The organism is Propionibacterium sp. oral taxon 192 str. F0372 (assembly GCF_000413315.1).
Lineage (GTDB): Bacteria > Actinomycetota > Actinomycetes > Propionibacteriales > Propionibacteriaceae > Brooklawnia.
In genome coordinates, this window is the sequence record NZ_KE340298.1 from 248763 (window position 1) to 262544 (window position 13782).

Here is a 13782-nt window from a genome sequence, read left to right on the forward strand (position 1 = left end):
CGCCGACACCGTGATCCCCACCCGTCCTCCTGTCACGCATCCGGGCTGCGATGAGATGGGGGAAGACATCAGACCGCGTCCAGTCTGCATGGTCAGAGCACGAACTCGGAGGGCCCACGATTCCCACTGCCATTAGAGTTGACGATGACTCGACCAGACGAGGAGATCCATGAGCATGTCCAATACCCCGCAGTCCTCCCAGCCGACAGGACAAGCGGTTCCACTGCAGGCCCCGGACTTCAGGCCCCAGGGCAGCACTCCGCAGTGGGGACAACCCATACCGGGCCAGGCAACCCAGCAAGTCAACGGCTCCTGGGGGTACCAGCCCGAGGCGAGAAAGCCGAGCAAGAAACCACTGTTCATCATCGGCGGTGTCGTTCTGGTCCTCATCATCGCCGCCATCGCGAGCATTCTCGTCGTCACCAGCGCTAAGAAGTCGAAGGCGCAGGCTGCAGCCGATGCGGTGAAGGAATACCTGACTGCGGTCTCCGAGGGCAGGGCGAATGATGCCACCTCAAAGCTCAATCTAAGTGGCGCGGATACCTCGCTGCTAACCGATGAAGTCCTGAATCGCTCCAAGCAATTGGCACCGATCACTGACATAGTCACCACCGTGCCCGAACTGGAGAACGAGTACACCGTCGATGTCCCGGTCAGCTACAAGATCGGGGGCACCATGGTGAGCACGGAGTTGAGCGTGGATATCTCGGAAGGTGCGAAGATCGCCTCGAGCCTCGGTGAGATCAATCTCAAAGCCGTGTCGGCTCTGCAGCCCACCTTGAACGGAGCCACCCCGGCCACCGAGGAGCCTCTCCTGTTCCCCGGCACCTACGAGGTCGCTCTCAATTCCCCATACTTGCAAACGGCCCAACCGACTCTCACAGTCGAGGACTCCACTACCTACCTCGGGGAGAGTGATCTGGACCTCCGGCCGACCGAAGAGGCTGTGAGAACCTTCCGTGACAAGGTGAAGGGCGACATCGAAGCCTGCGTGGCCTCCAAGGCCATCGACCCAGGATGTGGGGCGGCACTGCCAAATAATCTCGACAATGGTGAGGCACTCATTGACGGGTCGATCATACGGAAACTCTCCGCCGAAGCCCACGCGAAACTGGACGTTCTCGCCCCGACGCCAGACCTGTCAAACCCCACTACCCTGAGCGTGTTGAGCAGTGAACTCGGCACAATGGAACTCGAAGCGAACATCCAGACTTCCAGTGGCGTCCAGCACGGAACCCTCGTCGGCAACGGTCGCGGCTTCAATTTCGGCAGACCAGTTCTCAATCTGCTGGATCCCGAGCTCAAGGTCACCTGGAAATGAGGCTATCCCAAGCACCAGCAACACCACATTACCGTATCCTGGTTTCCCGACCACTGCGTTTCGCTGCCGACGGAACTTCTTTTTCTCTCCGAGAGACAGCACTGGATTCACGACTGCTGATAGTTCAATGAAAATTTCAATCTTTAACACGCAAAGCACGTGATCCCACCTCGGCCACCATCGTCCACGCTGATGGCATCGTCACCACCCGTTGCTCGCAAGGTGCTCACCACCGCACGGATCCTCATGGACCTCTACTTAGCTCTGAGCATTCATCGACGAGGTTTTCAGTCTCAAATCCGCTATCTCGGCGCAGATGCTTGGACTCGCAGCAGCAAGTCTGCCCGAGTTTCCTGGGTACCGTCCAGGGCCCGTTCGCGGGTCTGCTCAGGTTCTTCGCCAATCCAGTGAGCAACGTATTGCTCATGCTGACGATATTGGTCATAGATGGCAACAGGCTGCCCTGCGGACGCTGGTCGGTACTAGGGTTCAGATGCCGTCGGTCACCCGACCGCGCATGGTGTGTCACCAGGACCCCAACCCAGTTCGGCTGGGCACCTACGTCAACGCAGGAGACAGAGATGTCAGGTCCCATCGAGGCTTCCTCGGCCCTCGAACAACGAGGAATCGACCTCGTACCCCCGTCTCAACGCTACGGATCACCCTCCGGATTGTTCTTCTTGTGGGCAGGCACGACGACGAACATCTTCACGGTTTCCTATGGCGCCTTACTAGTACTCACCTTCGGGCTGTCCTTTGGGCAGGCGATAGCTGCGATCGTGGTAGGCAACCTCATCGCCTATCCCCTGCTGGGGCTCACTTCCGTGCAGGGCCCGACCACGGGAACCACCACCATCACGATCTCCCGGTCGGCCTTCGGCCCGAATGGGGCGCGTATGAACGGCGTCTTGTCCTGGCTCATGTGTCTCGGTTTCGAAGCCGGTGGCCTAGTATTGGTCTACTACGCTGTTGAATCTTTGTTCGCCCTGGCCGGGGTGGACTTGTCGGGAGTCACCCGAATCGTGACCATTCTCCTACTCGGCTTGGTACAAATGGTCCTTCCGCTGGTCGGTCACGCCTTCCTGATGCGCATCCAAACGGTACTGACCGTTATCTTCGCACTCGCCTTCGTGATGCTGGCAATCCTGGTGGTTCCCAAGACCCAGGTCACAGCATCTACCGCCCAGTCCGACGTGATGACCATGGTCTCGGCGATCTCCCTGGTGGTCGTGTCCGGAGGCTTGTCTTGGGCACCTTCGGGCGCAAATTTCTCCCGCTATCTGCCGTCTGATTCGAAGCCCGTCGCAGTCGGGTTCTGGGCCGGGGCAGGTGGCCTGGTTCCCTACCTGCTCCTGCAAACACTGGGAGCCGCAATGGCCACGGTGGTTGTGGGCGATGAGGTGGATCTGACCAATCCGTTGGCTGTGCCGGCCGTGCTGCCCTCAGCCTTCTCGCTCCCATTCCTGTTACTAGTGGCCCTCGGGCTGATGGCTCAGAACTCGACCAACCTGTACTCGTCGGGACTGAACCTGCAAACGGCCGGGGTCAATGCCCCACGAATCATGATCGTGGTCATCGACTCGATCCTGTGCGTGATCGTCACCATCGTCGCCGTATGGCAGTCCAGCTTCTACACCTTGCTGAATGCCTTCGTCGGGTCCATGTCAATCTGGCTCGCCCCATGGGTCACCGTCTACCTCATTGACTGGTGGCGTCGTCGCGGCAGGTACGACCTGGCCGGGCTCGCCAACGAGCATGGTGGACCGTACTGGGGGCGCAACGGTATCCATTGGCCGGGGATGGGCGCCTTTTTGGCCGGGGTGTTGGCAGCCGCCCTGTTCGCCAACACCGGCTACTTTGTCGGCCCTCTCACCGCATTGTTGTCTCCCGCAGAACCTGCGCACTCCCCCGATCTGGCCATCATCATGGGAATGGTCGTCGCCGGGGTGGTCTATCTCACATCCAGCCGCACCGGCACCGCAACGGTGCCCACTAACTGAGTCAGGAACGATCATGCCTAATCGCCATGTCCTGGACGTCGCCTACGGCCGCGCCCACGCAGATGTCATCATCGACAACGGTCAACTGGTCAACGTCATCACCGGAGAGGTCTACCCCGCTGCCATTGCCATCGCCGACGGGCTCATCGCCAAGGTCGGCGATGTGGAAGCCCAACGTGGCCCCGACACCAAGATCATCGACGCAGCAGGACGATTCATGACCCCCGGCCTCATCGACGGGCACCTGCATCTCGAGTGTTCGAAGCTATCGGTCACCATGTTCTCCGACCTTGTCTCGCGCTACGGCACCACATCGGTGGTCTCCTCTCTCGACCAGACCTTGGTCGTGGCTGGCATCGAAGGCGTCAAAGCAGCCCTCGCAGAGACCATCGACGGTCCGATGCGCATCTGGTGGGGAGCTCCCGCAAAGGCCCCCTACACCGTTCCCGAGACCAATGTCGGACATCGATTCGCCATCGCAGAACATCAGATCGCCCAGACCATGCCCGAATGCGTCGGCATCTGGGAAACAGTCCAGGAGATGATCGAGTACGGTGACGAGGAGGTCCTCGGGGCCCTCGACATGGCCAAACACAACCGTCACCAAGCCTTCGGTTGTGCCCCGTTGTCCGATGCCCGCCGCATCCCCGGGCAGGCCGTCGCCGGAATCATGCTGGACCATGAGTCGTACTCCCCCGAGGAGGAACTGGAGAAACTGCGCAACGGCATCAGCATCCTCATCCGGGAATCTGTCGGCGCCCCAATGCTGCGCGACAACATCAAACTGGTCACCGAGATGGGTGCTCCCACCCACCGCATCGGTTTCGTCACCGACGATGTCTCAGCCTCGGATGTGCTTGGGCGTGGTCACCTCGACTACGTGATCCGCCTAGCGGTCGAACAGGGGGTGCCTGCCATGGATGCCATCCAGATGGCCACTGTGAACACCGCCCGCATGTTCCGCCTCGATCACCTGATCGGTTGCATCGCACCTGGTCGGTACGCAGACATCATCTTCACCGACTCTTTGGAGAATTTCCGGGCACAGACCGTCATCACCGGCGGACGCGTGGTAGCCCACGACAACAAATCACTGGTTACCCCGGCTCCCCCACAGCGTCCGGCCATCATGTCGAATACCTTCGCTGGCCTTGCCAAGGTCGATCCCGAACGGATCAAGGTCACCGCCCAAGGCACTAAAGCCCTAGTCCAAACCATCGTCTTGTCCAAGGACGTCGTCTTCCACCGGCCCGGCGAGCAGGTCACCCTTGATGTCATTGACGGTATCGTCCAGCCCTCGATAGAAAAGGACACCATCATGGTGGCCGTCGCCGAGCGCTATGGAAAAACTGACCACCTGCCGGTGGCCTTCATCAAAGGGTTCGGGTTGAAGACCGGGGCCATCGCCACCTCAAATGCCCCCGATGACAACAACATCGTCGTAGCCGGCACCAATGCCACCGACATGGCAGCGGCCATCAACGCGGTCGCAGCCCAAGATGGTGGACTGGTGGTGGTCAAGGATGGCACGGTGATCGCATCCCTACCGCTACCGGTGTGCGGAATCGTCGCCGATCTGACAGCCGAACAGATGGAGGCTGCCGAAAAGGTCATGGACGAGGCTGCACGCACCGAGCTGGGATCCACCCTGGATTCCCCCTTTACCCAGCTGATGTTCCTGCTCATCACCTCCATACCAGAATGGGCGATCACCGACCTCGGTCTCATCGACTGCGTGAACTTCGTCGTCACCCCGCCCGTTATCTCCAGCACCATTGACTGACCGAATTCGATAGACCAAGGAGGAACCCATGGAGATCAGCACCTTCGTCAACGACCTTCCCAAGGTGGAACTGCACCTACACATTGAGGGCACCCTAGAGCCCGAACTGAAATTCGCTCTCGCCGAACGCAACAGCATCCAGCTCACCCACTCCACCGTCGAGGAGGTTCGGGCCTCCTACAACTTCAACGACCTGGCCTCCTTCCTGACCAGCTACTACGACGGCATGAACGTGCTGCGCACTGCCGAGGACTTCTATGACCTGGCGATGGCCTACCTGACCAAGGCCGCATCACAGAACGTCCGGTACGTGGAAATGTTCTTCGACCCGCAAGCACATACCTGCCGCGGCGTGAGCTTCGACACAGTGATTCACGGCCTGCGCCGCGCCCAGTTAGAGGCGGAGAAGAATCTGGGCATCCGATCGAACCTGATCATGTGCTTCCTTCGTGATTTCCAGGCCGAGTACGCCATGGCGACGCTGTTGGAATCCCTGCCCTACAAGGCATGGATCCTGGGCGTGGGTCTGGATTCAGATGAGACCGGCAACGCCCCGGCCAAATTCACCGAGGTCTTCGCCCGAGCCCGCCAGGAGGGCTACCTGCTGACCATGCACTGCGACGTAGACATCAAGGATTCCATTGAGCACATCCGACAGGTAATTGAGGACATCCAAGTCGCCAGAATCGACCACGGTACCAACGTGCTGGAAAATCCCGCGCTGGTCGAGGTGCTGGCCGACAAGGGCATCGGGCTGACATCCTGCCCGATCTCCAACACCTGGGTCTCCGATGGCTCCAAGATCGAGCTGGTGACCGAACTCGTCAGCAAGGGGGTCAAGGTGTGCATCAATTCCGATGACCCAGCCTATTTCGGTGGCTACATCGCCGAAAACTTCCAACTCGTTGCTGACGAAGGCAAGGTAGACAACGCTTTCTTGGCGCAGCTGTCACGCAACGCGGTAGATATCTCCTGGGCACCGCTGGATCTCAAAGCCGCAATCCGTGCCGAGATCGACGAGGTACTTTCCCGTAACTGACCAGTTGGATGGGACGGGAGCAACAGTGTCGAGCTCCCACCCTCCCCTTCCTAGACCCGGTGCGTCGGTTTGCTGCATAACGAAGCCACGCATAGTGGCCCACGGATCTCGCTACCGGAAGAGCCGGGGCCCAACTGTTCGGGATGTCTTGAGGCTCAGCCACGTTCGGTTGGTCTGCGAGGATCGGTGATCCACTCACTCCAGGAACCCATGTAGATCGCGGGGTCATCGCAGACCCCGCATATTTGGGCTGCCAATGCCACGTGGCAGGCCTGGATACCAGAGCCGCAGTAGATACCAACCTCGGTATCATCCTGGACACCGAGGGCTACGAACCGGGTGATGAGTTCCAATGCGGGCAAGAAGCGTCCCTGGGCATTCACCAGATCGAGTGCGGGCAAGGATACCGCTCCGGGGATATGCCCAGCGACGGGATCGATGGTCTCCCCCTGCCCCCGGAATCTGTCGGCAGGCCGGGCATCGATCAAGATTGCATGCTGTGCAAGCTGTGCCGCTCCATCAGCATCTATGAGGGTGCGCCCGCTGGGAGAGACCGTGAAATCACCGGGAGCCACCACCGTGTCTTCTTCGCTGATTGGGGCCCCAGATCCCACCCAGGCACGCCATCCGCCATCAAGGACCCGAACGTTCTTGTGCCCTGCCCAGCACAACATCCACCAGGCCCGGGCCGCAGCGATCGACTTCCAGTCGTCGTAGACCACGACCGGGCGAGAGGCACTGACCCCCACTGCCCGCATTCCTGCTTGGAAGGTCTCCGGTTCCGGGAAGGGATGGCGTCCCGTGACGCCCGGAACGCACCGACCAGAGAGCACCCCGTCGAAAGGCAGGAAGACCGCTGTGGGCACATGGCCCGCCACATACTGTGCGTGGCCATCTGCCTCGGACCCAGGTCCCGGATAGCGCACGTCGAGGATGACCGGTGGCCTCTGCTGCATCAGAAGATCAGCCAGTTCACTGGGAGTGACAAGGGGCGAAACGCTCTGTCCTGGAGTACTCACATCCGAGCTGACCATGGATCTCCTCCTGTTTGGACCCGCATTGACGGCTGTTGCCTGTCACCGCTCATTGTCGCTCCAGAACTCGTCCAAGGCGACACCCAATTCCTCCCGGGCCTCCATCGGCAGGGAGTGGGTGGTGCCGGGCCACAGTCGTGTCTGCGCCTGCGGCACGAGGGCCTTGATCCGATCGATGGCCCGTTGCCCTCCCGCGAGTTTCGAGTCCCCCGCGATGTCTAGCCGCATCGGGACCTGCAGATTTCTCCACTGTTCGTCGGTGAATCGCTGTGGAGTAGGCAATTCAGCAGAGTAACCCGCGCCGGCCGAACGGATTAGTCGTGCCATGGGCTCCTTCGCATCACTGCGGATCTCGGTGCCTGCGACCCGGCCCAAGGCATGATCCTTCCAAGACTGTGGGATGGGAAGCAACGTAAGGCTGGCCCAGAACATCATCGAGGCAGGTGGATTCTCGATGACGAAGACCGGCTCGATCAAACTCACCGATGCGACCAGATCTGGATGGTCCGCTGCGGCGATGGCCGCCACCGACCCCCCGAAGGAATGCCCAACTAGGTGCACGGGCCCCTTTCCTAGATTTTCGATCGTCTCGGCGACCCACTTCGCCTGATCGTGGACGGTGGCCAACGGAACCGACTGGGCCGAGAATCCGGCATCACCCATAGGATCCGGTGCGTAGACAGTACGCTTGCCTCTCCATTCACGGATGTTCTCCACCCACATGGCAGATCCGCTGCTGCGCCCCGGCAGCAGCATGACAGGAGCACCATCGCCTGTGGCATGCCACACATTGACATGGACGATTCCAAGCGAGGTGGCGATGTCGATCGTCTCGTCTGGCCCGCCAAGACTGGCGATGAGTTCCTGATAAGCGCTCTGATACTCGTTGCGATCGGTCTCGCTTCGCCAATGCCCCACCTGCGGCTGTTCGAAGAGCATGCCGATGACCAATGCCAGCAGTGCGCCACCAACAGCCCAGCGCATTTTTCGTCTCAGACCCATGCGTTTGCCGACGTGCTTGTGTTCGGCATACCCATTGGCTCCAATACGGTTGTATTGCATGCATGCGACAATACATTCGTATTGATATCGTGTCAATATGTTTCCTCACGATCCGAATGACAAGAAGACAGCGATCCTGGTCGGGGTATGGACCGTCATCGCGGAACGTGGCCTGCAGGGGGTCAGCATCCGAACGGTGGCCCAAGCCGCAGGAGTGTCCCCCGGTCGGATCCAGCACTACTTCAGTGACAAGAAAAAACTCATCCACGCCAGCGTCGTAGCTCTCGTGGAGGGTGCGCAAGCCGCGAATCCCGAGGCCTTGGGCGATCCCAGCGATCCCATCACGTTGTGGACCCTGCTGACCCACCAGCTAGCCCCGGCAGCACAATCCCGGTCCGGGATGTCGGTCCACTTCGCCTATCTGGCGGCCAGCGCCACTGACGAGTGGATCAGAGAATTTCTCGCGGATGCCCGTCGGGGTCTCCTCGCGAAAGTCACCCAGTGCCTGATTGCCCAAAGCCCTGAGTTGACCGATGCCCGGCAGCGTGCTGTCGAATTAGTCGCCCTCGCCGATGGTGCAGCGCAGGGAGTCTTCCTCGGCACGCTGACCACTACATCAGCCGAAACCATGCTGCACGAGGCCTTGGCCGACGTTCTGGACCACTGCGCCGGACACCTCCGCAATCACTCCCCTGGCTCATCGCCGACCGTGGCTCGGGAGTCAACGATCCGGCATCCGGTGACCAGATAGGACAGCCCCTCGCGACGCCAGATGACCGACAAGAAATCGGCGACCAGCCACACCATCACCACGGTACCGAAGAGCCAACCGGGCACCACCAGAACGAGAACCATGGCCCCTTGGACTGCCAAACGAGAAACAACGATGCGCCATCTGGATGCGGCCACGGGGCGCAACCAGACCACCCGCTGCCCCCAGGAGGCACCCGTAAAGGTGAATGCGGAACTACACACGAGCAGCGCTCCGACGACGGCCCCACTGACAGCGAAGATCCAAACCCACCATGAAGGGTCACCAATGAACTGGGTACCACCAAGTTGTGCCTGCACGCCAACAATGACCACACATGTCGCGTAGACGACACCCCACGCAAAGACCCAGAAGAACAGGTCCAGCCCCATCCCAGTCCATCGCCGCATCCGAGTGACCGGGGCAGCCCGATGGCGGCGCTTGCGCAGGTACTCCGGACGCGCGACGAAGCGGGGAATCATCAATGCCACCAGATAACCGATAACAGTCCCGGTGGTGTTGGTGATGAGGTCATTGACATCGGCAACCCGGTACGGGCAGTCTGCAAGCCCCCAGTTAGCGGTGTACTGAGTAAGCTCGACCAACAGCGAACTGGCCAGTCCTAGCGGAATCCCGAATCGTGCCTTGATCACCAGGAAGTCGGAGAAAATTACCCCGAGTGGGATGAACAGCGCCACGTTGAACATCATCTGGAGGACATCCCAGCTGAGCAGGATCTCCTTGAGACCCATCCCAGCCAGGTTCTCGGCCATCTCGATAAAATAGACTCTTGGATCAAGCACCACCGATGCCGGATGAGTGGCACAGTAGTCGCCACTCATGTCCGGCATCGGGAACAAGGTATAGGCAATCAAGGCCGTCACATAAACGAAGACGATCGCTGTCCACACCATACGACCGGGAGCCGGGCGCCCGTACCTGCGGTACTGCCAGATGAGCAGCGGCACAAAGGCCAGGGCCGAAATGATCCCGCCGACATATAGTGAGGTCACGGCCCGCTCAAGCACGCATTTCTCCTTCCCCAGTACCGTCGAACGACGGCACCACGACTCAGTGGTTGGTGCGGAACCGGTTGACCGCAGAGACGATTGCTCTCAGTGAAGCAGTGGTGATGTCCGGGTCGATGCCGACACCCCAGACGATCTGTGTCTCCCCGTTCTCCACCTCGCACTCGACATAGGCTGCGGCGCGTGAGTCACCACCGGTGGTCATCGCGTGTTCGGTGTAATCCAGAACACGCACCTGGACACCCACCGAACTCAACGCATCAATGAAGGCAGAGACGGGGCCATTGCCCTCTCCACTGATCGTACGGTCAACCTCTTCAAAGGTGATTTCGGCCTCAATCACCGAAGCACCGGCCTTATTTGAGCGCAGAGTGAACCCGTGTACGTCGATCGGGGTCTCCCGTTCCAAGTATTCGGTGGAGAAGATAGCCCACAACTGCTCGCTAGATACCTCACCGCCCTCGGTGTCCGAGTGCTGTTGGACTACCCTGGAGAACTCCATCTGCAACCGACGAGGCAGGTCGAGGGCATGGTCGGTCTTCATCAGGTAAGCCATGCCACCCTTTCCCGACTGGGAATTGACCCGGATCACGGCCTCATAGGTGCGCCCAACGTCATGCGGGTCCACTGGCAGGTAGGGGGCTTGCCAAGCAACCTCGTGCAGATCGAGTCGTTGTTTATCGGCCTTAGCCTGGAGATCCTCCAGACCTTTCTTGATCGCATCCTGATGGGATCCGGAGAAAGCCGTGTAGACGAGATCACCGGAATAGGGCTGACGGGCAGGCACCGGCATGCCGGTGCAGTACTCAACGGTCCGGCGCACCTCGTCGAGACGAGAAAAGTCGATACCGGGGTCGATCCCCTGGGTGTATAGGTTCATGCCCAAGGTGACCAAGTCAACATTGCCAGTCCGTTCGCCGTGCCCGAACAGACAACCTTCAACCCGGTCCGCTCCGGCCATCAGCCCCAGTTCAGTGGCAGCCACGCCCGTGCCGCGGTCGTTGTGGCAATGCAGGGAGACCGCCACGTGCTCCCGGCAGTTGATATTGCGGCAGAAATACTCGATCTGGTCAGCGTAGGTGTTCGGAGTGGACATCTCGACCGTGGCCGGGAGATTGAGGATGAGCTCCCGTTCGGCGTCGGGTTGCCAGACCTCGATCACCCCATTGCACACCTCGACCGCGAAATCGGTGGGGGTCTGGGTGAAGATCTCCGGAGAATATTCGTAGCCAAACTCCATGTCGGGCAGGTACTTCTCAGCAGCCTCGATGACCCACCGGGTACCGTCCTTGGCAAGTTGTCTGCATTCCTGCTCATCCATGCGAAACACAACACGGCGGAACAGTTCAGCAGTGGCGTTGTACAGATGGATGGTGCCGCGCTTGAGTCCGATGAGGGACTGGGCAGTGCGCTCGATCAAATCGGGACGAGCCTGGGTGAGTACCGAGACGGTCACGTCGCCGGGAATTGCCCCATCCTCGATGAGGGAACGCACAAAGTCGAAATCGGTCTGGGAAGCCGCCGGAAAACCGATCTCGATCTCCTTGTACCCCATCGCTACCAACAGATCGAAGAGCTTGCGCTTGCGGGAGGGGGTCATCGGGTCGATGAGGGCCTGATTGCCGTCGCGCAGGTCCGTGGACAGCCACCGCGGGGCTGCGGTAAGTCTTTTGTCAGGCCAAGTGCGATCAGGCAAGCTCACTGGAGCGAAGGGCGTATAGCGCCGAAATGGCATCGGTGAAGGCTGCTGGACAGGTCGCGGTTGGGCGATAGTTTTGGGCTTCGGATGATTGGACATGGTTGTTCCTCGGCATGGGATCGGATTGGCGGTGGCAGCCGAACAGGTCGAGGAGCCGCAGCGAGGAGACTGCCTCAAAGAGTCTCGCTGCGGCGACGAAGAAGCAGAGCCATCGGTCGAGCCACGACAACGATTCTACCCAAGCGCGTGGCACGGCCCGGGCTCTGTCCATTCCAGGAGGGTTTCTCGCACCTCGGGAACCGGTGAAACCTGATTGTGTGCGCCAAGTGATCCCGCAATGATTGGCCATAACGGTGTGCCTGACAGCACACACCGTGGTTCGACGAACAGGTCATCCGCGGACACGCAACAACCCGAACAGGTGAACTTTGATGCCGACGCTGAACTCGACGAATGCTCCCCGCGAACGCCAGATCGGCGCGTCCGCACCCGACCGCACCGGGATCGTGCACCTGGGGATCGGCCAGTTCCATCGGGCGCACGCGGCCGTGAACACCGCCCAAGCCATGGCCGCCGAGGATGGGGACTGGGGCATCGTTGGCGTGGCGAACCGCTCCCGGCGCATCATCGATTCGATGACCGCCCAGGACAACTGGTATTCAGTCCTCCAACTGTCACCCGAGGGAGCCGACGTCCAGTTGGTCGACGTCCACCGCAAATACTTGGTTGCCTCGGAGCAGCCCGGTGAGGTGATTGATGAAATCGCCGATCCCGCTCACCGGATCATTACCCTCACCATCACGGAGAAGGGCTACAACAAGGATTCGAACAGCGGCAAATTGGTTACCGGCTCACCGGAGATCGCCCCGGGCTTGACCGGACCTGAGGCAGCCACTGCGCCGCTGGCCCAACTCGCTTGGGGTCTTGCCAAGCGCGCCCGGGAATCAGCGGCCCCGCTCACCGTTCTGAGCTGCGACAACATGCAGTCCGCCGGGAGCACCACCCGCGACATGACTTTGCAGTTCCTCGTCGCAGCAGGCGCTGACAACAAGGTCCTCGACTATGTCGACACCCAGGTGAGCTTCCCGAATGCCATGGTCGACCGGATTGTCCCGGGCACCAATGACCAGACCAGGTCCCAGGTCGAGGAGATCCTGGGACTGCGCGACGAATCCCCGGTGCCTGCCGAGGCTTTCACCATGTGGGTGATTGAGGACCAATTCGCTGCCGGACGCCCCGCCTGGGAGCATGCCAACGGGGTCACCTTTTCCGATGAGGTGGAGGCCTACGAGCTCGTGAAGCTGCGCCTGCTCAATGGTTCTCATTCGCTGATCTCCTACCTCGGCGGGCTGTCGGGCTCTCCGACGATCCCCTCAGCGCATGACCGGCAGTGGATCGCCAACTGCGTGGACGCAGCGATCCACAACGAATACCTGCCCTCCATCGAGCTGCCTACCGGCTTCGACGCCGATGCCTACATCACCCAGTTGTCCCACCGTTGGCAGAACCACGCCCTGGGCGACAAAACCTTTCGCGTCGGCTCCGATGGTTCAGCCAAACTCGTCCAACGCATCCCCGAACCGGCTCTGCGCATGCTGAGGATGGGCCAGATGCCCCACCAGATGGCGTTGACGACCGCGTCATGGATCGCCTGCGTGGCAGCTCCCGAGGGCTTCGATCCTGGCGAGATCGCCGACGCGATGGACGAACCGCAGCGCAAGAACCTGGCGAAGTTGACCGCGGGTGCCAAGGATATTCACGAGCACGTCGAGCGCATCATGACCGGAGGTTTCTTCCCCGAAGAGTTGGGTGCGCACCAGGAGTTCACCGATCGGGTCGCCGAGTTCATCCGGATCATCACCACCGATGGGGTGGAAAAGGCAGCCGCAGAAGCCCTGTCGTGAACCTCTGCACGATCCTCGTCCACAGGGGGACTGGTCACGCGAAGTGTTGCATAGCCGGTTCCCTTTTCAACAACTCTGCAATCCGTTACGGGACCGTAACCTGATTCGCCCCTAAATCTCTTCTACTTGGGCTTGCAGAGGGCTACTCTTCCATACAGCAATGTATCGAACCACCTAGTGGGAGTGTTCTATGGGGAGAAGAAACGAAAACACGGGCGTTC

At 60.4% G+C, this 13782-nt stretch carries 10 protein-coding genes; 6 read left to right on the forward strand and 4 right to left on the reverse strand.

Features of this window, described 5'->3' with window-relative positions; all coding sequences use genetic code 11:
• Nucleotides 1–169 precede the first annotated feature (169 nt).
• The 4 genes from HMPREF1531_RS12400 (at nucleotide 170) to add (ending at nucleotide 6143) form a co-directional block, all read left to right on the forward strand.
• Nucleotides 170–1321 (forward strand): hypothetical protein, encoded by a 1152-nt coding sequence (locus tag HMPREF1531_RS12400; protein ID WP_036899496.1) that lies wholly within the window; start codon nucleotides 170–172, stop codon nucleotides 1319–1321.
• A 581-nt stretch (nucleotides 1322–1902) separates the two neighbouring features.
• Complete coding sequence (locus HMPREF1531_RS12405) at nucleotides 1903–3321, forward strand: purine-cytosine permease family protein (RefSeq protein ID WP_016670309.1); 1419 nt, start codon at nucleotides 1903–1905, stop codon at nucleotides 3319–3321.
• A 13-nt stretch (nucleotides 3322–3334) separates the two neighbouring features.
• Entirely contained in the window at nucleotides 3335–5104 is a 1770-nt protein-coding gene (locus HMPREF1531_RS12410; RefSeq protein WP_016670310.1) for an adenine deaminase C-terminal domain-containing protein, read from the forward strand.
• Between the two features lie 28 nt (nucleotides 5105–5132).
• Nucleotides 5133–6143, forward strand: a complete 1011-nt coding sequence (gene add, locus HMPREF1531_RS12415; RefSeq protein WP_016670311.1) for an adenosine deaminase — start codon at nucleotides 5133–5135, stop codon at nucleotides 6141–6143.
• A 155-nt stretch (nucleotides 6144–6298) separates the two neighbouring features.
• Here the strand turns inward: add and HMPREF1531_RS12420 are convergent, their stop codons facing one another.
• Nucleotides 6299–7177 (reverse strand): sulfurtransferase, encoded by an 879-nt coding sequence (locus HMPREF1531_RS12420; protein ID WP_016670312.1) that lies wholly within the window; start codon nucleotides 7175–7177, stop codon nucleotides 6299–6301.
• Nucleotides 7178–7219: 42 nt separating this feature from the next.
• Nucleotides 7220–8239 carry an alpha/beta fold hydrolase gene (locus tag HMPREF1531_RS12425; protein WP_016670313.1) on the reverse strand — a complete coding sequence of 340 codons (1020 nt, stop codon included), beginning with the start codon at nucleotides 8237–8239 and terminating at the stop codon, nucleotides 7220–7222.
• Between the two features lie 37 nt (nucleotides 8240–8276).
• On the opposite strand from HMPREF1531_RS12425, the gene HMPREF1531_RS12430 reads away from it, so the two are divergent.
• Nucleotides 8277–8930 carry a TetR/AcrR family transcriptional regulator gene (locus HMPREF1531_RS12430; RefSeq protein WP_016670314.1) on the forward strand — a complete coding sequence of 218 codons (654 nt, stop codon included), beginning with the start codon at nucleotides 8277–8279 and terminating at the stop codon, nucleotides 8928–8930.
• Here the strand turns inward: HMPREF1531_RS12430 and HMPREF1531_RS12435 are convergent.
• Both HMPREF1531_RS12435 and leuA read right to left on the reverse strand, forming a co-directional pair.
• A complete protein-coding gene (locus HMPREF1531_RS12435; protein ID WP_016670315.1) occupies nucleotides 8864–9958 on the reverse strand; it encodes a VanZ family protein in 1095 nt (364 codons plus the stop codon). The two genes, HMPREF1531_RS12430 and HMPREF1531_RS12435, sit on opposite strands and share 67 nt — an antisense overlap.
• Before the next feature lie 43 nt (nucleotides 9959–10001).
• Entirely contained in the window at nucleotides 10002–11756 is a 1755-nt protein-coding gene (gene leuA / locus HMPREF1531_RS12440) for a 2-isopropylmalate synthase (RefSeq protein ID WP_016670316.1), read from the reverse strand.
• A 332-nt stretch (nucleotides 11757–12088) separates the two neighbouring features.
• Here leuA and HMPREF1531_RS12445 point away from each other — a divergent pair, with 332 nt between their 5' ends.
• Nucleotides 12089–13561: a mannitol dehydrogenase family protein gene (locus tag HMPREF1531_RS12445; protein ID WP_016670317.1), complete on the forward strand. Its 1473-nt coding sequence runs from the start codon at nucleotides 12089–12091 to the stop codon at nucleotides 13559–13561.
• The last annotated feature ends 221 nt before the right edge of the window (nucleotides 13562–13782 follow it).

Coding starts and splice junctions, on each gene's coding strand:
- HMPREF1531_RS12400 (WP_036899496.1), top strand. CDS start 170: ATGAGCATGTCCAATACCCCGCAGTCCTCCCAGCCGACAGGACAAGCG.
- HMPREF1531_RS12405 (WP_016670309.1), top strand. CDS start 1,903: ATGTCAGGTCCCATCGAGGCTTCCTCGGCCCTCGAACAACGAGGAATC.
- HMPREF1531_RS12410 (WP_016670310.1), top strand. CDS start 3,335: ATGCCTAATCGCCATGTCCTGGACGTCGCCTACGGCCGCGCCCACGCA.
- add (WP_016670311.1), top strand. CDS start 5,133: ATGGAGATCAGCACCTTCGTCAACGACCTTCCCAAGGTGGAACTGCAC.
- HMPREF1531_RS12420 (WP_016670312.1), bottom strand. CDS start 7,177: ATGGTCAGCTCGGATGTGAGTACTCCAGGACAGAGCGTTTCGCCCCTT.
- HMPREF1531_RS12425 (WP_016670313.1), bottom strand. CDS start 8,239: ATGCAATACAACCGTATTGGAGCCAATGGGTATGCCGAACACAAGCAC.
- HMPREF1531_RS12430 (WP_016670314.1), top strand. CDS start 8,277: ATGTTTCCTCACGATCCGAATGACAAGAAGACAGCGATCCTGGTCGGG.
- leuA (WP_016670316.1), bottom strand. CDS start 11,756: ATGTCCAATCATCCGAAGCCCAAAACTATCGCCCAACCGCGACCTGTC.
- HMPREF1531_RS12445 (WP_016670317.1), top strand. CDS start 12,089: ATGCCGACGCTGAACTCGACGAATGCTCCCCGCGAACGCCAGATCGGC.